17 protein-coding genes are annotated in these 20977 nt (G+C 58.0%); 9 read left to right on the forward strand and 8 right to left on the reverse strand.

The window, feature by feature from the left end; genetic code table 11:
* Nucleotides 1–19: 19 nt before the first annotated feature.
* Nucleotides 20–1642, forward strand: coding sequence for a contractile injection system tape measure protein (locus WM40_RS15415; RefSeq protein WP_157685815.1), 1623 nt, complete (start codon nt 20–22; stop codon nt 1640–1642).
* A gap of 121 nt (nt 1643–1763) precedes the next feature.
* Here the strand turns inward: WM40_RS15415 and WM40_RS15420 are convergent, their stop codons facing one another.
* Complete coding sequence (locus WM40_RS15420) at nt 1764–2792, reverse strand: Ldh family oxidoreductase (RefSeq protein WP_046153336.1); 1029 nt, start codon at nt 2790–2792, stop codon at nt 1764–1766.
* 521 nt (nt 2793–3313) lie between these two features.
* Here WM40_RS15420 and WM40_RS15430 point away from each other — a divergent pair.
* Nucleotides 3314–3865: a DUF2878 domain-containing protein gene (locus WM40_RS15430; protein ID WP_236693545.1), complete on the forward strand. Its 552-nt coding sequence runs from the start codon at nt 3314–3316 to the stop codon at nt 3863–3865.
* 12 nt (nt 3866–3877) lie between these two features.
* On the opposite strand, the gene WM40_RS15435 is transcribed toward WM40_RS15430, so the two are convergent.
* The 3 genes from WM40_RS15435 to WM40_RS15445 all read right to left on the reverse strand — a co-directional run bounded on the left by WM40_RS15435 (nt 3878) and on the right by WM40_RS15445 (nt 6932).
* A complete protein-coding gene (locus WM40_RS15435) occupies nt 3878–4933 on the reverse strand; it encodes a LacI family DNA-binding transcriptional regulator (protein WP_046153308.1) in 1056 nt (351 codons plus the stop codon).
* A 42-nt stretch (nt 4934–4975) separates the two neighbouring features.
* Complete coding sequence (locus WM40_RS15440; protein ID WP_024905025.1) at nt 4976–6085, reverse strand: S-(hydroxymethyl)glutathione dehydrogenase/class III alcohol dehydrogenase; 1110 nt, start codon at nt 6083–6085, stop codon at nt 4976–4978.
* 280 nt (nt 6086–6365) lie between these two features.
* Nucleotides 6366–6932 carry a TIGR00645 family protein gene (locus WM40_RS15445; RefSeq protein WP_036012185.1) on the reverse strand — a complete coding sequence of 189 codons (567 nt, stop codon included), beginning with the start codon at nt 6930–6932 and terminating at the stop codon, nt 6366–6368.
* Between the two features lie 201 nt (nt 6933–7133).
* On the opposite strand from WM40_RS15445, the gene WM40_RS15450 reads away from it, so the two are divergent.
* The gene (locus WM40_RS15450) at nt 7134–8243 is read left to right on the forward strand and encodes a CHAD domain-containing protein (RefSeq protein ID WP_046153309.1); all 1110 of its coding nucleotides are present in this window, start codon (nt 7134–7136) and stop codon (nt 8241–8243) included.
* Between the two features lie 13 nt (nt 8244–8256).
* On the opposite strand, the gene WM40_RS15455 is transcribed toward WM40_RS15450, so the two are convergent.
* The 3 genes from WM40_RS15455 to WM40_RS15465 form a co-directional block, all read right to left on the reverse strand.
* Nucleotides 8257–8880 carry a GNAT family N-acetyltransferase gene (locus WM40_RS15455; protein ID WP_024905028.1) on the reverse strand — a complete coding sequence of 208 codons (624 nt, stop codon included), beginning with the start codon at nt 8878–8880 and terminating at the stop codon, nt 8257–8259.
* A 50-nt stretch (nt 8881–8930) separates the two neighbouring features.
* Nucleotides 8931–10361, reverse strand: a complete 1431-nt coding sequence (locus WM40_RS15460) for a helix-turn-helix transcriptional regulator (protein ID WP_024905029.1) — start codon at nt 10359–10361, stop codon at nt 8931–8933.
* Between the two features lie 284 nt (nt 10362–10645).
* A complete protein-coding gene (locus tag WM40_RS15465; RefSeq protein ID WP_157685154.1) occupies nt 10646–11677 on the reverse strand; it encodes a hypothetical protein in 1032 nt (343 codons plus the stop codon).
* 352 nt (nt 11678–12029) lie between these two features.
* Here WM40_RS15465 and WM40_RS15470 point away from each other — a divergent pair, with 352 nt between their 5' ends.
* The 5 genes from WM40_RS15470 (at nt 12030) to WM40_RS15490 (ending at nt 18327) form a co-directional block, all read left to right on the forward strand.
* Entirely contained in the window at nt 12030–12554 is a 525-nt protein-coding gene (locus WM40_RS15470; RefSeq protein WP_096335620.1) for a lytic transglycosylase domain-containing protein, read from the forward strand.
* 151 nt (nt 12555–12705) lie between these two features.
* Nucleotides 12706–13374 carry an adenylyl-sulfate kinase gene (locus WM40_RS15475; RefSeq protein ID WP_052738353.1) on the forward strand — a complete coding sequence of 223 codons (669 nt, stop codon included), beginning with the start codon at nt 12706–12708 and terminating at the stop codon, nt 13372–13374.
* A gap of 47 nt (nt 13375–13421) precedes the next feature.
* The gene (locus tag WM40_RS15480) at nt 13422–14603 is read left to right on the forward strand and encodes an aromatic ring-hydroxylating dioxygenase subunit alpha (RefSeq protein ID WP_024905033.1); all 1182 of its coding nucleotides are present in this window, start codon (nt 13422–13424) and stop codon (nt 14601–14603) included.
* Nucleotides 14600–16702: a thiamine pyrophosphate-binding protein gene (locus tag WM40_RS15485; RefSeq protein ID WP_046153310.1), complete on the forward strand. Its 2103-nt coding sequence runs from the start codon at nt 14600–14602 to the stop codon at nt 16700–16702. Before WM40_RS15480 ends, WM40_RS15485 begins: the two co-directional genes overlap by 4 nt.
* A gap of 35 nt (nt 16703–16737) precedes the next feature.
* On the forward strand, nt 16738–18327 hold the full coding sequence (locus tag WM40_RS15490) for a polysaccharide pyruvyl transferase family protein (RefSeq protein ID WP_157685816.1): 1590 nt from the start codon (nt 16738–16740) through the stop codon (nt 18325–18327).
* A 271-nt stretch (nt 18328–18598) separates the two neighbouring features.
* Here WM40_RS15490 and WM40_RS15495 read toward each other — a convergent pair whose 3' ends face one another.
* A complete protein-coding gene (locus WM40_RS15495) occupies nt 18599–19699 on the reverse strand; it encodes a type IV pilus twitching motility protein PilT (RefSeq protein ID WP_024905036.1) in 1101 nt (366 codons plus the stop codon).
* 994 nt (nt 19700–20693) lie between these two features.
* Between WM40_RS15495 and WM40_RS32525 the strand changes: the two genes are divergently transcribed.
* A complete protein-coding gene (locus tag WM40_RS32525; RefSeq protein WP_390174024.1) occupies nt 20694–20948 on the forward strand; it encodes a toxin co-regulated pilus biosynthesis Q family protein in 255 nt (84 codons plus the stop codon).
* Nucleotides 20949–20977: the final 29 nt, after the last annotated feature.

A 20977-nucleotide genomic window follows, 5' to 3' on the forward strand; every position in this document is an offset into this window, starting at 1 on the left:
GAGGGGCCGGAACGCAGCGATGATAAGGCTGAAAATTATTTTGCGGATGAGTTCGGGCGCGGAGCATGAGGTCTTGGCGGAATGTGGTGCGATCGTAAAAGCACGTCTGAAGCGTCCAGTGGAGAAGCTGTTTCAAACACTTGTTCAGACACACGAAGCAGGTTCCTCTATAAATGTCACCATGAATCTTGGTGCGATGGAACGTTCAGGTTGGCAGACTGAATTGCCTTCGCGGGCACTTTCTGCGCTGCAACAGCGGACATTTATCGTTCGCGTAGCACTAAACAGGGAGGACCGTCAAAGTAAACTTAACGGGGGCGCCGATGACGGGCAAGGCGCGTTGGTTAAGAGCGATCCTGATGTGGTCGCCTCGTTGAATTGGCGCAAGGAAAACATCGATCGCACGGAGTACGAAGCTGGCGCGCCTGTTGAGGATGAACTTGGCGCGTTTGCCACTTTCCTGCGATGCGGATATTTTCGAGGAGCCATCTCATGGGGCACCAGTTCTCCGATAGATTGGTTGTCTAACCAGATCGAGAAACGCAGAAATAATTTCGTGCCAGCATTGACTCACGTGCTGGAAGAAAAAGTGGCGTTTTCTCGGCTATCTCGTATCGTTGGTCAAGACATGGCGTCGAGCGTGACGCGCATATGTCAAGCCACGTCTGATGCTGATTGGGTTTTAGCGTATCTGGCAGGGAGATCTCTCGACGGGATACCACCGTGGGGTTCGAATACGCCGCATGCGTGGTTTGAAACGGCATTGCGAAATGTCACGAAGCACGCGCTCGATATTGCGCGGGTTGTCCAGGTTGATCCAACTAAGCAAGCACGGTTAGCCAATCTAATCGGCCAACCCCTGGTCGAGCAGTTGCTGCATATGAGCATTGACGTGCGAGATGGTCTTCCTCCAAGAATAGGTGACATGCATTCGATGCCGCAGGGTGCGTCCAGCATGGTGCAAGAGAAAGCCGTTGGCAAAGACGATATCAAAAGGCCACCTAGTCGTTTTCCCGCGGACGAGGTTCTCCCGCACATTCGCGCCACAACCGCCTTACCTGTTGCTAGGCCAAGGCGCGGCTTGATAGGACGCAGTGCCCACCGGCAACGGCTCCCCGATCTGGAGGCGATCGTGGTAACTAACGCTGGTCTGATTTGTCTCTGGCCGTTGATCCCGACCTTGCTTGCTCTGGTTGAATTCGTTCCCAGTCGTCGCGACGAGGGGGCAGCGCTATCGGACAATCAAGTGAACACGGCTGTACGTGCCGTGATGGTATTGGACTATCTTGTCTGGGGCGATCCGGCGTGGCAGGAGTGGCGCATGCCGATGAACAAAGTACTATGCGGCTTGCCGCAAGATATCTTAATCGACGGCGATATGTTGGAGCCTTGGCGCCTGGAAAAAATCGACACTTGGTTTTCCACCCTCCCGAGACGTCTTCCTGGCTTGGGTGGATGCGGCGTAAGTGATTTACGGCAGCTCTTCTTACAGCGCTCTGGCCGTTTGGTTCCGGAGGGTGAACACTGGCGGATCGAGGTTGAAACCGATGCGAGCGATGTGTTGCTCGATAACCTGCCATGGCCAATGCAGCCGGTCGTTCTTCCCTGGCTCGATGAGCCGATTCATGTTACCTGGCGTTAGTCGCTGCTTTTGCAGCAGATCCTGCCACATATGGAAATGATTGTGATTGGATTGAACATGATCGTCGCCGCCGTGACCGCGAAGCATTGGCGTCACTCGATGCTTCGCGCCGGGTAACCGGTCAGCCTTGCGCCCCGTCGGGTCGGGACGGAATCAGCTTAAGCACCGCGTCGTAGCGTTCTCGTGAGATCTGAACGACACCCTCCGCCATCGCGCGTTCCCGCGCGGCAAAGCGGCGCTGCGAAGGCAGTCGGGCGCCTTGACCGGTAATACGATCGAACATCGCTTCCGCATAGGCGTTTCCGACCTCTCCTGACCCGCCACTGAACATGAGTGGATCGAACGCCACGATTAGTTCGCCATGGCACGGCACCGCGCCCACGCCACCGTCACGCTTCGCCGATTCAATCGACGTCAATTCACCCATCAACGGTCCCGCCAGTAATTCGATCATCGTCGCCAATGCCGACCCTTTGTGACCACCAAAGGTCCGCATCGCGCCTTCCAGTGCCGCAGCCGGATCGTCAGTGGCCTGGCCTTGGGCGTCGATCGCCCAATCCAGCGGAATCTTGGTGCCGGCCTGGCGGTGCAGCTCGATCTCTCCCCGTGCGATAGCCGATGTCGCGAAGTCGAACACGTAAGGAAGGGGGCCGGGTCGGGGCCAGGCAAAGGCAATCGGATTCGTGCCGAAGACCGGTCGATTTCCGCCCGCCGGGGCTACCCAATCATGCGCGGGCGTCATTGCCAAGCCGGCAAGCCCCGCCACTGCCAGTGCTTCCACCTCGGGCCATAATGCAGAAACGTGGTAGCAATCGTGAATTGCCATTGCGGCAATGCCGGTCCGACGCGCCTTTTCGATCAACAATGGCAAGCCGCGCTCGAAAGCCAGCGTCGAGAAGCCAAAATCGGCGTCCACGCGAACCAGCGCCGGGGTCGCGTCCTCGACTACTGGCATTGCATGACCCCGCACGGCACCGTGGCGCAGCGTGTGGACGCAGGCAAACAAGCGGTATAAGCCATGAGACTGGCAGTCGTCGCGTTGCCCCGCGGTCAAAGTGCGCGCCATTGCCGCGGCTTGATCCTCACTCATGCCATTTAGCGTCAATACCTTCTCTGCCAGCGCCAACACGGCTTCCAACGTGAGAGCGATCGTGTCAGGATGCGGTTGTCCGCCTCCACTGGCGTCGGTGTCGGCGTTCGCAGCATGGGGAAAACGGGGGTTGCGCTTTAGGATATTCAACGACGTCGGCTCGATGATGGAGAAACAGAAATACGTGGCAATCCTCCTATCGCGATCGGGCGATGAGGTCTGGGAGGAATGGCTGATTCTAATGCACGCTGCTTGCCTTGCTTCAAAACCCGGTATGTGCTGCAAAACAGTGCATACTGCTTCGGCATTCGTGGACCTGAACGCGATGGCATGGGTCGCGCCCGCGCGCGAGGCAGTCGCATGATAACGTTCGTGTGGTGGCGGGTCGGGCGCGTTTCCTGATCGTCCGTGTACGGTGGTCTGTATTATTTGGAAAGAAAACGCCGGAATCCGGTTCGTCGATCGGCAGGCTCTAGTGGAGAAGTATCACGCCATGTCTGCCGCCTCGGCGATGCGTGACCATTGCCGTGCGCAGCATGGGGTTGCCGCGGTGTATCGCCAGTGGCGGGAGTAAAATAAAGTTGACTGAGTTCGTGGCGCGTCTGCGCCAACCTTGGATCGCACGAACACTGTATTTGGTTGCGTGTCACGTTGGCTGGTTCGTGAGCGTATTGAGCGCAGCACGCCACCTCGCTTGGATCGGCGCCGTTTTTTCATTGTGCATGTTCGTCTACCACCTGATAGTGGCGGAACGTCCTCGGGACGAGGCGATCCTCGCCTGTATTGTCCTGTTGGGGGCCGCATGCTGGGAGTCAGCGATTGTGCGCACGCACGTGATCGTGTATGCCACCGGCACGCTCTGGCCCGGCACCGCCCCGTACTGGATTCTGGCTTTGTGGCTGCAGCTCGCGATCCAGGTCAACGTTCTGCTGGCGTGGTTCAAGCGGCATCTGTGGCTGGCGGCGCTGCTGGGCGCCGTGGCGGGGCCACTATCGTTTCGTGCAGGCGTGGCCATGGGGGCGGCACGATTTCCCGATGCCGCCTTCGCCACCGGTGTACTTGCCATAGGCTGGGCATGCTTGTTTCCCGCATTGATGGTTTTGGGGCGGCGGTGGAATGGCATGACGGCTTGAAAGGCCGGCAAGTCAGATCGTTTCGCGATCGATCAAGGCAAAGCCGACGTCGGCGCAAACCGGAGGACGAGGTGAGGCCGATAGTTCATCCATGGGCCGATCCCCTTGTAGTCGATCGAGTAACGCACGCGCGGCCATCACACCAATGCGGCGACCATCCACATTGATCGTGGATAGTCGGGGTTCTGTTTCCGCTGCAAATTCGAGATCACCGAAGCCGCAGATTGCCAATGCGGTCGGTACCGCGACACCTAGCGCTTTCGCTTCACGGAGCACGCCGAGCGCAACGAGGTCGGAACCACAGAAAATGGCATCGATCGCCGGATCTTGCGCGCGCAGACGGCGGTACGCTTCTTTGCCTACGGCCACGGAGCTGGGTGGATCGACAATGATTTCGCCGATTTCCGGGATACCGGCGTCGGCGAGCGTATCGCGAAAGCCGCTGCGCCGTGCCAAAGCCCGTTCGTCGTTCGCGGAGACCAGGGCAGGACGGGTGACACCGCGCTGCAGAAAGCGGCGTGCAACGGTTTGTCCTACCTGATAATGGGAAAAGCCGATGAGCATGTCGATCGGCCCTTCGGTGATGTCCCAGGTTTCTACGATCGGCAGGTCCAACACCGATAGCCGCTGGCGTAGCGATTCCGTATGTGCCACACCTGTCAGGAGAACTCCTTCGGGACGCCGGCTCATCACCGCGTCGAGCAATTGCTCTTCGTTCTTGTCGTCGTATCCGCTCAGTGCCAGCAACACCTGATACCCCGCCGCGCTCATCGTCTCGCTAAACGCCTGGATGGTCTCGGAAAACAGGGAATGGACAATCGTCGGGACAATTGCCGCAATCAGTCGAGATCTCGCGGAGGAGAGCCCGCCGGCAAGACGATTGGGCACATAGCCCAGCTTTTGCACTGCCTCCCGCACCCGTTCGAGCGTTTCCGGCGCTACGGTGTGCGGTTGATTGAAGACGCGCGACACGGTAATCGGCGAGACGCCCGCGCAGCGCGCGACGTCGGTGATGCGTGGCGCCTTCGCCGCGCCACGGATGCGCTGTTTTATCTCGGACTCGGCCATGACGACGATCCTTTTTCCCGATGCCGTTACGGCGGCCTCGAATCAATAGTGGATCACCGCGCGGATCGACTTACCGTCATGCATCAAATCGAATGCCTCGTTGATTTGGTCAAGCGGCAACGTGTGAGTAATGAAAGGGTCGAGCTGTATTTCACCCGCCATTGCCTGTTCGACCATGCCGGGTAACTGTGTGCGTCCCTTGACGCCGCCAAATGCTGATCCCCGCCAGACGCGGCCTGTTACCAGCTGGAACGGGCGTGTCCGGATCTCCTGGCCTGCGCCGGCCACCCCGATGATCACGCTTTCTCCCCAGCCTTTATGACAGCATTCCAGTGCGGAACGCATGACATCAACATTGCCGATACATTCGAAACTGAAGTCGACACCGCCATCGGTCATCTCGACGATCACGTCCTGGATCGACTTCTGATGATCCTTCGGATTAATGCAGTCGGTGGCGCCAAATAAGCGTGCCAGATCGAACTTGTCCGGATTCAGGTCGATGGCCAGGATGCGGCCGGCCTTTGCCTGCTTCGCACCCTGGATCACGGCCAGACCGATACCGCCAAGCCCGAAGACCGCCACGGTATCGCCTTCCTTGACCTTCGCCGTGTTATGCACGGCACCAATGCCGGTCGTCACGCCGCAGCCCAGCAGACAGACCTTTTCCAGCGGCGCTTGCGGGTTCACCTTGGCTAGCGAGATTTCGGCGACAACGGTGTATTCGCTGAACGTCGAGCACCCCATATAGTGATAGATCGGTTCGCCATTGTACGAAAAACGCGTCGTGCCATCAGGCATCAACCCTTTGCCTTGCGTCACGCGGATGGCCTGGCACAGATTTGTCTTGCCGGAACGGCAGAATTTGCATTCACGGCATTCGGCGGTGTAGAGCGGGATCACATGATCGCCAGGTTGAACGCTCGTCACGCCTTCGCCAACTTCCACGACAATGCCGCCACCTTCATGGCCGAGCACCGCGGGGAACAAGCCTTCCGGATCATCGCCTGACAGTGTGAACGCATCTGTATGGCATACGCCAGTGTGCGTGATCTTGACCAGTACCTCGCCTTTGCGTGGCGGAGCGACGTCGATTTCGACAATCTTCAGCGGTTCGCCCGGGCCAAATGCAACGGCTGCGCGTGATTTCATGGAAAGGTCCTCGTCAGGGAAAATAGCAGTGTAATCGACGTTGGCGCGTGATGCCTGTCTTCACCCCGGTCTCCGCCGATCACCATCGCGCGATGCTGGGGTCGGCCACAGCGCGCAAGCGCACGCTGTCATGGCACGAATTCGACATCGCAGGGGATCCGTCCGTGTTACGTGCAGATTAGTCAATGCCGCGGTCCTGAACGACATACGGTTTATTGACAAGGCAGCAAGTAGTGTGGGGCCTCCCTGCGAGGCGTGGCTATTTTTGCTGGGCGAGAGTCTAGAGTGCGTCGTCTTGCTCGATCTTTTGATCACGAACACGCGTCATCAACACGTCCATACCGGCCAGCAGCACCGCGGATACGACAAATGCCATATGAATACCGATGCCCCATGCCAAAGTCCGTGTGCTGACGTGCTCGATGCTCATGAAGTTTTTTAGCAACTCGATAGCCGAGATGGCGACGATGGACGCCATCAACTTCAACTTCAAGTCGCTGAAACCCACGTGCGCAACCCAATCCGGCGTATCTTTGTGCCCTTCGAGGTCGAGTTTCGAGACAAAGTTCTGATAGCCGCCGAACATGATCATCAGCATCAGATTGCCCATCAGAGACAGGTCGATCAACGAAAGAAGCCCAAGAATCGTATCATCAACGGTCATCGAGATCATATGGCTGACCATATGCCAGCATTCTTGCGCGAATTTGAATAAAAGCAAAAGCATGCTGAGCGCCAGTCCAACATAGATCGGCGCCAAGATCCAGCGTGATGCGAACAAGCCGCGCTCAATGGCATACTCGAGCGGGTGATTCGGTTGTCCTGTCGTTTTTTGCTTCGTGTTCATGATCTGGTGGGAAGGAAAAAACACCTAAAGGCATTTCCCGGGAAAGCCCTGGGTCTTATGACTTTCACTGGGAAAGTGGCATCGTTTGCGGTTTTGTCATCGCATCTCATTATGCATGAAAGCGGTTAGTAATGCGCTTTAGCCATCGGGCAGGCATCGGTTTTGCATCACTGTCGGCATGGCATGTATAGGAGAAGCGTAATGCGAGCAGATGGAAAACACGACCTCGAGCCGAATTTCTGTCCGCAAACAGAAGAGGAAGCCGCGGCAATCAACCGCATGCCTGCCACGAGTATGGCCGCCTCGCGTGACAGGCGCGGCGACGGTAAGCCCGATTCGGGCGACCCTGTAAAAAGCGCCCGTGATGCGGGTGCTTGCGCGGCTGTTCAGGACTACGCCCAATTGGCAAGACCTCTTTGGGAGACCGTGCGTGCGCGCACGCACGAATTCAAGGAAAACAGGGGTGGGGCGGCCCCTGAGACGATCCACGCAATGCGGGTGGCATTGCGTCGACTGAAAGCGCTGCAGTGGGCCTATCGTCCCCGGCTGGATGCCGGTGTGTTGACAGCAGAGCGAGAGGTGACACGTCGCCTGATGCGTACGGCGGCAGGCGTGCGCGATTGGGACATCACACTGGCGCTGGCGGATGAATGGGTGCCGCGCTTGACGAAAGCGCGCGCGACGCTGAGCGTTGTTCGCGAAGACGCTGTAAATTCCGGCATCGTAGGATTGGCAAGGCATGCGCGCGATATCGACGCTTCGGTTGTGTTACAAATACCGATGTGTGCTGAATTAGTCAATGCAACCACCTCGTCCCCGGTCGATCTGGTATTTCTCGCGGGGCGTTTGTCGAAGGCGCGCAAGCAACTTCGTACTTGTGAAAAAAAGGCGGTGCGCGATGGTCATTACGACGCGCTGCACGCAGTGCGCAAAGCGGGAAAGCGCGTGCGCGACTTGTATAGCCTGATCACTTCGTACACGGAGGCGCAATTTATCGTGGCCAGGCACGCGGTGCATGCCGATGCAATGCATAGGTCATCCGCGGATATGATGGATGTGCCAGCTGTCAAAAAATCCAAAAAGCGCAATCGATGGGCGGCAAAGCTGCTGACAAAGCGGCAGATCAAACGCCTGCAGCGTGTGCAGTCCCGGTTTGGGGCGCTGAATGACGCGGTGGCGTCGGCAACATTGCTGCGCACGATCTGCAAGCGATCAAGCCGCTTCGCGCGCACGCCTGGGATCGAGCGGCTTATTCACACCTTGGATGACGTTGCCCAAAAATATGAGCGCAAGGCCACCTCGCTGCTATGAGCCGGATTTGTCGCTATTCCCGGACGACGAGATCGTGTCGAGCAAGCCGGGGGTATCGGGCCGCGGTTCCTGGCATGGATTCGGCGGGGGACCGGGTGATGGCGAATAACAATGCGTCGCCTGCCGCGATATTCTGATTGGGTCTGGGCTCCCAGTGCGATAGTCGGCCTTCCAGGGTAAATCCCAGCCGTGTCATCGTGCTGGCCGCCTTGCCTTCCGGCGCGCAGTACGCGTGAAGTCTCCAAAGGTTTGGCTGCGACATCAGCCAGTCGATCAACTTCAATAACGCCAGCAATCCCGCTCGGCGCTTGCGATATCCCTCCTGGAAGCTTGTGATCACGCCAAGCTCCGCACGCGGTAGCGCAGGGCGGACCTCGATAGCGGCGACGATCCGTGCACTTTCGCTATCTTCGAGCGCCCACGTGAAGCAGTGTCCAGATGTCCAGCCGCGTTGCGTGTCCTCTATGAAGGTTTCCGATTCGGCAGTGCTCCTGTGCGTGCGAAATGCTAGCCAGGCTGTTACGTCAGGGTCGCCGAGCAGGCAATCGAATAGCATCGGCGCGTCGGACCGGGTGAAAGGCCGAAGCCGGAGTCTGCCAAAATCAATAATGCGGGGCGGACGAAAGATAGTACTCATTCGTTATCCTACTTATAATGTATAGGAATCTATAAAATAATTTTGCAAGATCAGCGCGAAAGCGTTTCCGAAGGCGCTTCTCGATACATTTTCCGATACCCGTTCAACAAGGTGGAGCGATGCTGAACCCCCCATCGGCTGGCGATCTGCAGGACGCTGGCCGCCTGGTCGTCGTTTGCCATTAATTCGCCGCGGATATGTTCCATTCGTTTGCCGCGGATCAGCTCACTCGGTGACAGGCCGAGATGTGTCTTGAAGGCTGCTTGGAGGGCGCGTTCCGATACCCCAATATGATTAGCAACCTCGCGGACGGATAAATCCGCACATTCCAGGTGATCAACCAGATAGCGATAGGCGCGGCGGTATTTCCCAGGTAGCCGTGCACTCAGATCATCTGGCGCGGGTATCACTCGCTCTTCTGGTGCGGTTGGCATTGCCTCGCTGTCCGCGCGAACATGTTTGATCGATAGCAAGGCATATCGACCATAGGTCTGCGCATGTTCCAGCATGCGACCGTGCTGTTGATGTACTTTTGAATGACAATACAGGTACTCGAGATACCAACGCGCATTCTGGTTCGCATGCATGGATACATCGCGGAACATGCGGAGCATGTTTTCCGCCACATCGGCTGATTTGCTAGCCAGCGCAGCCAGGGCCACTTCCAAACGTAGGCCGCGGTGGTAACCATGCAGTCCGGCGCTTTGGCTCCAACGCAGATAAGTGTCGATCTGCGCGAGGCCGGCATGGCTGCCACGCGATAAGACCAGCAGGTTATTCAGAAAGTCCGCGCGTTTCGAGAGCACTTCAATGGCGGGAGTATTGTCATCCGACAGGATCGCAAGCCCATCGACGAGTGCGTTTGGGACGAACTCCAGAATGACAGAGCGCCAGTAAATGTGGTCCGACAGCGGCTCGGAGGCGCGCAGGCGATATTGCGCAAGCAATTCGTGTCGGAGCGTGTCCGCCAGGCGACGCCACCGCGGATCGTCGGCATCACGCGCAAGTTCCCCTAGCGTTTCCAGGCGCAGGCGCACGGTATCCAGCCGGCCAAGATTGAACAGAACGAGAATCGTTCCTACTGTGCATTCGCACTTTTGTATCGGTGTAGCGAGTTCGTCTTCCATCACACGACGGAAACACATCAGGGCCGTTCCCATGTGATTTTGAAACAGCGCCTGCCACCCGGCGTTACGTGATAGCGCGGCGCGCATCGTGCCGCGATCGCCCAGCATCGATTTTTGCGCGCGGCGATAAGTTTCCTCCGCATCCTCGTAGCGCCCCAGAACGAGTTGCACATCCGCGTAGGCCTGCATGTCGGCATAGGTCGGCTGGAAACCTGCGCGGTCGTAGTCGGCTCTCGCCGCGGCAATCGTGGCGGCTTCGCTATATTGTCCTGCCAGCATCTTCGCGCAATACGTAGCGGACGGATGCGAGGTCGAAAGCGTGGATGCGACGGCAAAGTACAGAGACGTTGACATGATGCACTCCTGCTTGAGGGAGGAAAGTAAAAACGGTGAGCGGATCGTGAAGGGAGACGCGCTCTGTTGGAATGTATGGTGTCATCCCGCGCGTCGAATTCCGCCACTCTTTGACGTTCTGTTACTTTCGTCCCTAGCGAAGCCTGTCTTCTATTCCTCGAAGAGGGGCCGCGTCCGTTGTATCCCTCACCGCAAGCTGTTCCTGGAAACTTGGCAAACATGGGATGAATTGCAACGTAACCCCGACCAGAGGGCGACGTAATATAGTCTGAAAGCGCGGGAGGTCAGTTCTTGCGCGACAGTTGTTCCGTTTTTTGCGCAATGTTTTCCGCGATGTTCAGCATTGCGCTCAACATCGAAATGGCAATGTTCGCAACGCTGCTCACCATCCCGATCATCGGTTGCGCATAGTTCATCATTGACGATCCCTGGCCATAGGCGCCGAAATTACCATTCGGCCCCATGGGTCCGAATGGACCGGTAGGGCCATTGACAGGCTGCATCCCGAAAATTCGGCGGACTCGATCCCCCATGGTCATCGGCGGTGCTTGCATCCCATATTGCTGTCCGACGGTGCCTGGTGGAGGTTGGAAAGCGTGCGGACCCTGCGGACCAACGCCGGCATGAGGGCCCTGCATGGGTTGTGGTTGTGCGTGCGGGTCAGGTGTCGCTGGCGTCAGGGGCGGCTGCGTCTGTTGGGGTTCGTGCGTCTGCTGAGGCACTGCCAGGGACGTTTGAGCCTGCGGCAGGCTCGCTTCCGATGAGGCCCTATGCGGCGACGGCGCCTGTGGTGTCGATGCATTGGTGCTACTCGAAGCGCCTTGCGAGGGCGAGGATGGTCGCATGCTCGCGGCTTGATTTCGCGTGCCGGCACTGCCCGGTGTCCCGGCGAACACGTCGGCAATGTCTTCCCCGGCGAAATTTGCCGTCGGCGTCGTTTTGCCTTGATGATTGGCAGGCAGCCTGTTTTTCCGCGTTCGCATCGGTCGCATCTGTTGATGTCCGCCGTTGCCTGCAGCCTCGCTATCCGCAGTGTATCCCGTGTCTTCGTTGTACACGTGTGATCGCATCGTCTCTGCTTTATTGGCAGGCAACGCGTTTCGCAAAATAGGTCCGCGCCCACCGGTGACGGTGGGCTTGCGTTGTGTCGCTCCCTCCAGGCGTTGTGGTGTCAATCCGGTTAGCCTGCTATCGCCACTCTGCCCGGGAGTCGATATGGGACGGCGCTTTGGCGCGGGTGTGTGTGGACCGGTGTCATAGTCAGAGGCGACCTGACCGGTGCCATGAATATGCGAGATTCCTGTGTCGCTAGGCATCACCATTCTCCGAAATACAGCGTTGCGCCGGGCGGTTCAACGTGCCAACCCGGGGGGGTGCGTCTGCTCCATGGCGTGCCTGGCACGCCTCCCGACGATGGGCGGTCTCAAGTAGTGGGGTTATACCGCGCCATCGGTACCCGGGCGCACCCGAGGCGAAGCCATTGCCTGTCGCGCGAAGCCCCGCGTCGCATGACGCAAACCGACTGCTTGCCTGCCGAAGCGGATTCCCGTAGCGCGAAGCGTCTGCGCGCCCGCGTTTTTTTCCGCATGGACGGGGCCAACATGCTTCGTTTACTTTTCGCAGCAACGCCGTGTGGGCGGCACCTGGAAAGGATGAAACGATACGTCGATGGAACAGATCACGCTACAGAAGAAAAGGCAGCGCATGCGTTGGCGGCGTGCGTTATTGCTGATTGGTTTATCGATGCCGGTTGCCGCATGGGCCGATTGCTTCGATGCGGCAGCGGCTTACCAGGGCGTCAACCCGATGGTGCTGCGCGCGATTGCCTGGGTTGAGTCGCGCGGGAATCCGAATGCCGAGCATCACAATGAGAATGGTACGGTCGATATCGGCGAGTTGCAGATCAACTCGATACATCTACCGGAACTGCGGACATATGGCGTGAGCATGCGAGCGCTGCGTAACGAATGCGTCAATATTTATGTGGCTGCATGGCATCTCAAAAAGCAGATTGTACGGTACGGAAATAACTGGAACGCCGTGGGTGCTTACCATTCAGCCACTCCGCATTTGCGCGACGAGTATGCGGCGCTGGTTCGTGGCGCACTGCGCCATCTGGATGCCATACCGCATCCCCCATGGCGTAGGCGAAATGTATCGACTTACTACGCATCAAACGGTTCGAATGAATAAAGGCTACAAGTCCAAATGCGATGTCTTTCCCGGTTCGGCTTCCCGATAAATGCTTCGCGGCGTTGTCATTCTGAAAAAGCAGGTGCTTTTACAGTTTGCCGAACGATTGGTATCGACGAATTGAATTGACAGCAGCGTAGTGGAGCAAGTCATGGATGGCATGCAAGACGTGCGGACGCACAGTGAAGAGGCAAGTGGCATATCAGGAAGGATGTTGTCCGCGCGGCGTGCGCGCTGGATGGGACAGCGGCCGGTGACCGTTTGGTTTACGGGGCTGAGTGGTGCGGGAAAAGGCACGTTGGCCCTGGCGTTGCAGCAGCATTTGATGACGTTGGGTCATCCTTGCTGCTTGCTCGAAGACGAAAATGTGGCGCGTGGCTTATGCAAGGATGTTGCAGGAATCCTTGACGACTTGACGCGTCCAGGGGATGGCATGGACGCGGTCGCTGAAGCGGTACGGCGTTGTGCCGAAGCGGCTCGATTGATCAATGATAACGGCATGGTGGTACTCGCTGCTGTCACCGCGCCATTGCGTGCGCAACGCGCGGTGGCGCGCACGATTATCGGTGCATCGCGTTTTATCGAGGTACATGTCAGCACGCCGTTGTCTATATGCACTGCCCGGGACCCGCGTGGCCGTTATGCGCAAGTACAAGCGGGCACCTCGCGCGGATTGCCTGGCGTGGATACTCCCTTCCAGGAACCTCTGTCGCCAGCGCACGTTATGGATACCAGTGCCCGCGGCACGGCGCAATGCATACAGATCTTGTATGAAGGCCTCGCACCGCGATTGACACGCAAAGCGGCGCATATCCGCTGAATGAACTTGCAGATTGCTTTTGTTTATCCCACTCAGGAGTATTGTCGATGACTGCCAGGGAACGGGTGCCGGGGGCATCCCTCGACGCGCTCATGCCACGCCCGTTGGAAGCCCCATCGTTATTTTCGGCAACGCAAAGTGCCGAAAGCGTACGGTATCGAAACCCCGCGCAACAACCAGATGCGGTTACGCGTTCGTCATTCGTACGTAATGCGTGGTATGTCGCGGGCTGGTCCGATGAAATACGCGCCGACAGGCCGTTGGCGCGGAGGTTGCTGGGTGAGTCCGTCGTATTGTTTCGCGATGCGTCGGGTGATGCCACCGCGTTGGCGAATCGTTGTCCGCATCGATTTGCGCCGTTATCTGGTGGTAATGTCGGCGCCGATGGAACACTGGGCTGTCCGTATCATGGATTGCGCTTCGATAGCACAGGACGTTGCGTGCACAATCCACACGGCGACGGACGCATACCGGATGCCGCGCGGGTGCGACGGTTTCCGGTCAAGGAGCGTGACAGTGCTGTCTGGATCTGGATGGGTGAACCCTCGCTGTGCAATGCGGCATGGGAGACAACTGCCCGGTTTCCATTCTTGTCACGGGATGAAAACGAGATAAGCACCGGCTATCTTCGTAGCGAAGCGCATTACCAATTGAGCGCGGATAATTTGCTGGATTTAAGTCATTTCCAATTCTTGCATCCAGACACGCTCGGTAGTCCCGCCATGGCGGCGGATCCCGGGCGCTTTGAGCAGCGAGGCGATACGGTGTGGTCGCTGCGAGGTACGTGCAACGAGATCCTTCCACCGTTTGTTGCTCAGGCGTTCGGCGTGCCGCCCGGCATGCCCGTGGATCGCCGTCTTGCTGTTCGCTGGGATCCACCAGGATTGATGGAAATTACGATAACTGTATCGCCCACCGGACAAGATCTTGGGCGGATTTCGCATTCCGCGCATTTGTTAACGCCGGAAACGGAAGAAAGCACGCATTATTTCTTCGCCTTTGGTGTGCCGAAGGCAGTCGGGCCGGAGGCGAAGCAATTAGTTCGCTTCGCTGTGGACGGCTTGATGACGCCATTCGCACGCGAGGACTTGCCAATGCTGGCGGCGCAGCAAGCCTCGCTGGGAAACCGCGATTTCTGGGATGCACTACCGGTGCTATTGCCCATCGATGGTGGCGCGATTCGCGCAAGACGCGTAATGGCGCGTAGGCGTGAACAGGAGCAGCCATGAATGCTCGTCGGCCTGAATTGCCCGTCGCGCTGAGCGCGCATGCCGCGAATGCCCGCTGGGCAACAGTGTTGATTGATGTACTGCACGCTTATGGTGTTCGACGTGCCATCCTCAGCCCCGGTGGCCGCAGTGCCGCGCTGATGCTTGCCATGCGTGCCAGCGGCCGGTTTTCTGATTTGATGGTCTGCAATGACGAACGGAGCGGCGCATTTGCCGCGGTGGGTATGTTGAAGGTGTCTCCGGAACCAGTGGTCATGGTCACGACATCCGGATCGGCTATTGCGAATACAGTGCCGGCGCTGACGGAGGCATTGGAATGTGGTTTGCCGTTGGTGCTGGTCAGTTGCGATCGACCGCGTGCGATGCGCGGCGCGGGGTTTGGGCAGATGACCGATCATATCGGTGCCTGCGCCGCGTTCGTTCGCCATAGTGTCGACTTGCCTGATCCATGTGACGATGATGCATGGGGAAAAGGGGATGATGCCATGCATCAAGCGCCAGATGATGATGTCCTCTCCTTGTCAGGCCTGCATGCTGCCATCGCGCTTGCGTTATCGGCGGCGACGGGCCGGGATGGCCGAAACCATCCCGGCCCGGTTCATATCAATATGCCACTTGCAGGACGGTACGATCCCACCGAGATCATGCTGGCGGAAGTGGTGCGGCCGACGGGTCAAACGGCTCCGTCGACGGGATCGCCGCGATCCGCTCTCGCGGCGGAGTCTGCCTTGGAACGGCGCAGGGGTGACAGGTCGTCGCCGACGGAGCGCGCCAAGTCGGCCTATGTCGACGTACACGGTGAGGCGCCGATATTACCGCTTCACATCGAGGCTTTGTGCCATGCGGTACACCAGGCGATTGCGGCGGGGAATCGGCGAGAGCCAAACGAAGAGGGCGTGCGAGGTTTGGTTGTCGCCGGTCCCGATATCGGCTTGCCGTATCAAGCTGTGTTGCATTTCGCGGCTACGCTAGGCTGGCCAGTTCTGGCGGACACCGGCAGCGGCCTGCGTGGTGGGGAGCATGTGGTGAATGGACACGATGCACTGGCGTTGTCGGCATTGGTCCCCACGGTGGCACCGGATATGATCATTCGTCTAGGCCTGGCACCCGTCATGCCGATCGTCCAGGACTATCTGCTGGCGACGCACTGCCCGACGATCAAGATCACGCCAGTACCGGTCGCCCGTGATTTTCTTCATCCGGATATGACCGAGTGGGTGCTTCCTCGTGACCAGGCGGATGCGCTTCTTGCGATTTTCGCTGACAGGGTGGCCACGGTGCTTGGCCCGCCCCGGAGTGCATGGCGCACGCAGTGGCTTCGCGCCGCCCAGCATGCCGGCGTACTGCGCAAACGTACGTTACGGCCTTTTCCGTGGGGGGAATTGAGCGCGATGCAGGTGATTTTTTCGGCCCCTGTGACGCGGCATTTCGATTTCATCCATATTGGCAATTCGATGCCGATCCGTCATGCCGACCTGATGTTTGGAGGCGCCTTGGAGCATGCCATGCCGATCTATACGAACCGTGGCGTGTGCGGCATCGATGGGACGATCGGCACGTTCCTCGGCGAGGTGGTCGCGCATGGTCGATGCGCTGCGGATCAGGTATCGGATGGTCAGGTACGCGATGCCGATCATGCAGCGGGGGCTGGCTTGCTGGTCCTCGGTGACCAGTCCTTCCTGCACGACCTGCCCGCGTTGAGCAATGCGCAACGCATCACGACGCCAGCCTGTATCTGCGTCATGAATAACGCGGGTGGCGCGATCTTCGACTTTCTGCCGTTGGCGCGATTACCTGATTACCAACAAGTCATCCGCAATCCAACTTCGGTGAATATCTGTGCGGTCGCATCCGGTTTCGGGCTTGCGCACCGTACGGTCCGATCGCTCACCGCGCTCTCGTCAGCCTTGACCGACGCAAGCCGCCATGGCGGGGTGACTATCATCGACGTCTGCGTGCCTGCCCATTCGGCGGTGCTGGGGATGCGCCAGTTGGGGAGTGCATTGGAAGCGGCGAACCACGGGTTGCTTAAACAGCAGACAACCGAACCACATATGAATCCGACCCAGTCTATTGCCCAGGCAGTCGTGCCATTGTGAAGAACCGTCAAACGCACAGGGAAGAGGACGCGGAAATGAAACAAAGGACCGAGCGACGGGTTGAATTGATGCCGGGACGTGCGAGTATGGCCGCAGACCGCATAGCCGGTGCGGCGAACATGCGGTTAGCGCGGCCATCCACGCGGCTTCTGCGGTTCCTTTCGGCAAGTGCGCCCGATGCCGTGTTTCTCGCCGACATGGCGGAATTGATTACCGAGGCACGGCGTACCGTGTCCGCTCGAAGTCAGCCGCATCCAGATTACACAGTGCGGTCCGCTCGGCCGTTGCGTGTGCTCTTGCTTGGCTATACCGGTGCCGGCAATACTGGCGCGGACCTGCGCACGATCGGGGTGATTCGACAGCTTCGGACGTTGTTCGGCGATGGCAATATCGACATTACCGTGTTTGCCTGTGGCGATATGTTCGACCATCCGGTGCTGCAATCGGTACACCGTCTCGCCACGGGCGCGCAATATGTTCCCGATGCGCTGGAGCAGGTCATGCCCGGTTTCGATGTCGTGTTGAATGTCGAGGGATCGACTTATACCTCCAAGTTTTCCGATGCATTGGCGGGTATCTTGATCGGCGGTGTTGCGCTGGCCGCGGCACATGGCAAGCATGCGTTTGCCTATGGCATCGACGCCGGTACGATGTCGGTCTCGCTGCAGGCTTTCTCCGTATCTCAGCATCGAGGTGTGCATATCACGGCGCGAAGTAGCAAAGCGCTGCGCCGACTAAAGGATCTTGGTATCCCTGCGGAGGAAGGGGCCGATGCCGCATGGGGATACCTTGCCCTGTCCAATGACGGCGCACCGTCGCGCGTCACGCCCGTTATGCACGGCCTCGCCCCAGGTGAGTATGTTGCACTATGCCCCAATAACCCGTATTGCTGGCCCGTGGTGTCCGACGTAAAACGCGCGATGCGCTTGGACCATGCCGGTGCGCAATCGAATGAGCGCCACGGTCCTTTTACCTTTCATACATGGGATGAGGCACGTGCAAGGTCCTTCTCGCGCTACAAACAGGCCTTTGCCGAAGTCATGGCATGGCTGGTGCAGCATGGTGTGACGCCCGTGCTGGTGGCAATGGAGAAATTGGATGCGTCCGCATGTCACCAAATCGCTGCCTATTTGCCGTTCCCGGTGCGGGTTGTGGTGCGTGGTGAGCACGATCTGCAGACCGTCGCGAGAACGGTTGCGGAGGCGAAGGCGGTGATTACCACCCGATATCATGCAGCGTTGCTCGGCTTATCGCATGCGGTGCCGACGGTCGGTATCTCCATGGACGAACGTATCGACCAGCTATTTGACGACGCGGATCTGTCGAGATGGGTCTGCCATACGGGCGATGTCGACTTGGCGAAGCGCGTCGAGTACTTACTAACGCCTTGGATCGTCGACGGTGCCGATACGTTGGAGCGCGTGACGCCGTCAAAGAGCCGCGTGAATCACCGCGCTTCGGCTTCTCCGACACGTCAGATTCCCCTCAATGATGGAAAGTCACTGAAGGATGCCTATCGGGAACTTTCCTGTGTTCAGCGCAAAAGATTTGACGAGATGGGGCGGCGCTTGGTGGATACGGTGCTTACCGATCTCGATGTAAGGTTTTCTGAAAGCAAAAAGTAATATTACGAAAGAATCGCCCTTTAAGCAAAGATATCGGCAACTTACCCTACATTCTTGCCTATAGATATCGAAAGTGATCGCGTGTGCCATTGAAAGAAAAGATCCTTTTGCATCACGAATTGAAAGTATTTATAAAAATAATGAAAGCATTTAGTAAATCGTAACAGATCGTCAAAATTCGCCGTTTTGGATTTATTTGCAGTGAGAATTCGACTAGATGAATTTTCCGTTCGATTGCTTCAACCTGGAAGAGATGACATGCAACGCGGTATCAGCGTGTTGCGCTGGATTGCAGCATCTCGTGCAACTCAAGACGTTGATAGCTCGCACGTAAGGCATCGCGCGCGCTTATCTGGTTTTTTTGCACGAGCTGCATCAGGTGTTCGTTAAGGGAGCGAGACATGTTGTCTTCCTTTCGTCTCAGGAAGTCCGCCAAAAAATGTATTTTGGCCGGATCGGCCAGGAAAGCACTGACTTGATGGTTGTGATTGAAGAGCAGTTCGCTGGCAAGCATCAGTTGATCACCGTCCTCGCTGGGCAAGAGACTTTGGCAGATGACGCCGATGAGGGCATGTGAAAGTGCTGCCGCATGCCGTTCACGTTGTTCTCCGGGAAAGTATGAAAGGAAGCGTGTCAATGTGTTCAACGCACTGCTGGTATGCATTGTGGCGAAGACGAGGTGACCGGACTCCCCTGCGCGCAACACCGCTTCGGCGGTGTCCTGGTCACGTATTTCGCCGACCATGATGACGTCCGGGCGTTGCCGCAGCACTTCACGCATGCCGCTGGCGAAGCTGGGTGTGTCCGTGGGTACCTCGCGCTGGGACACTATGGACTGGCGGCTTTCGAGGCCATATTCGATGGGCTGTTCGATCGTGACGATATGGGAACTGCGAGTCTGATTGATGTGATCCAGCAGCGAAGCGATTGTGGTGGTCTTGCCGGAACCGGTAGGGCCGGTTACCAGAATCACGCCTTTTGTACTTTCGAGCATGGTTTTGATGTAAGCGGGCAATCCGAGTTTGTCCAGCGGTAGTGGTGTGAGTGGAAGGCGACGTATCGAAATAACGGTCTTGCGGCCGGCGGACGTCCGGAAGACATGGCAACGAAGACGGCATCGTGTGAGTACAAATGGCCTATCGAGTGCACCCGCGGCCAGATGGGTCTCCCATTCTTCGTCAATGGCATCGAGCAACGGCGTCATTTCGTCGTAGATCACGGGGCCGCCTTCCGCTTCCATCCAGCCACGCGGCGTCTTGAGCATAATCGGACGATCTTGTTCGATATGAATGTCTGTAAAGGCGCGGCGCTGATCGACGAGATCGAGCAATTCGTGGACAAGATCGCGCAGTTCGCTAGGTGACGTATTCATCTTGCAAGAAGGATCGAGGTGAATGGGAATGCGCCGTGCTGCTTGCATCGGCACCAATGATACGTTGGTCGCATCGATGCCGATCATGCTGTCATCGTCTTTTGAGAAAGTCCAGTGGATGTCGATCAGTGCAAATATACAAGCGTGGTGACGATGCGCGGATCGAGCGCGGATGCACGTCGGTGAACAAGAAGGAATGAAGATGCGAAGCCTGAAACTGACCGGGGAGCCGAGACGATGCAAAAGCGCCCGTTCATGCGGCAACATAAGGCATCCACGGAACTTGCCGCACTGGATGATCCTCATTTTATTGATCGTCACGAGCTTGCACGAGACGGCATCGGCACAGTCGAATGTTGATTTGCGCACGCCTGATACCTTGATGGATGCCGCGTATGACGTGGCGACGAATGCATACGATACGGCGATGCCGGCATGGCGGGGGGCATCAGACCGCGAGCGCGGCAAGATGACGAATGATCAAGCGAATGCGGCGGCTTTTCATGCGGAGCAGGTCAGCGTCGATGGTGAATTACGGGACGACTTTCGCGTGACCCGTAGCGGCTCCGATGTACCGTTGCGTGATGCATTGAAGATGATCGTTCCAGCCAACTACACGGTGTACCTTGCCGACCCGGGACCCTGGTCGCGCACGCCGGTGTCCTGGCAAAAAGACCGTCCGTTGGTGCAAGCGTTGCGTGATGTACTGTTCGCACACCCTGAATTAAGCGCGCAGATCGATGGTGACTTTCATCTTGTCACCATTACTTATCGTGCACCTGCCGCATGGAACGGGCAGGATTGGCGTGCGCATGAACCGACGCCCAGCCCGGAATCATTGCCATTGCCTGCGGGCGGATCGTCAGGGGCAGCGGTGGGATTACCCCGCGTGGCACCGCCATTGCCTCCTGGTGGAATGTCGCAAGGATCATCGACGAGTGGCAGCTCTCAGAGTGGTGTGGCGGGCCATGCCGCGCTTGTGTCCGCGCCACCTATGGTGTGGCGCCTGTCTCGAAACGACGGCACGGTAAAGACAGTGCTGACCCGCTGGGCGGCACGTGCCGGCTGGCAGTTGATCTGGGAAGCACCTGTCGATTTTCCGATCGACGCCGACGCCACCATCGACGGGTCTTTCGAAGACGCATTGCAATCTGTTGTAGCGGCACTTTCGTCTTCCACGGCGCCGATTCAAGCGATCTTGTATGAGGGAAACAAAGTGTTGCGCATCGTATCAAAGGGAGCGGGTTGATGACGGCAAGGATGGCAGGACTAGCGTTG

Source organism: Robbsia andropogonis (assembly GCF_000970345.1).
Taxonomy (GTDB): Bacteria; Pseudomonadota; Gammaproteobacteria; order Burkholderiales; family Burkholderiaceae; genus Robbsia; species Robbsia andropogonis.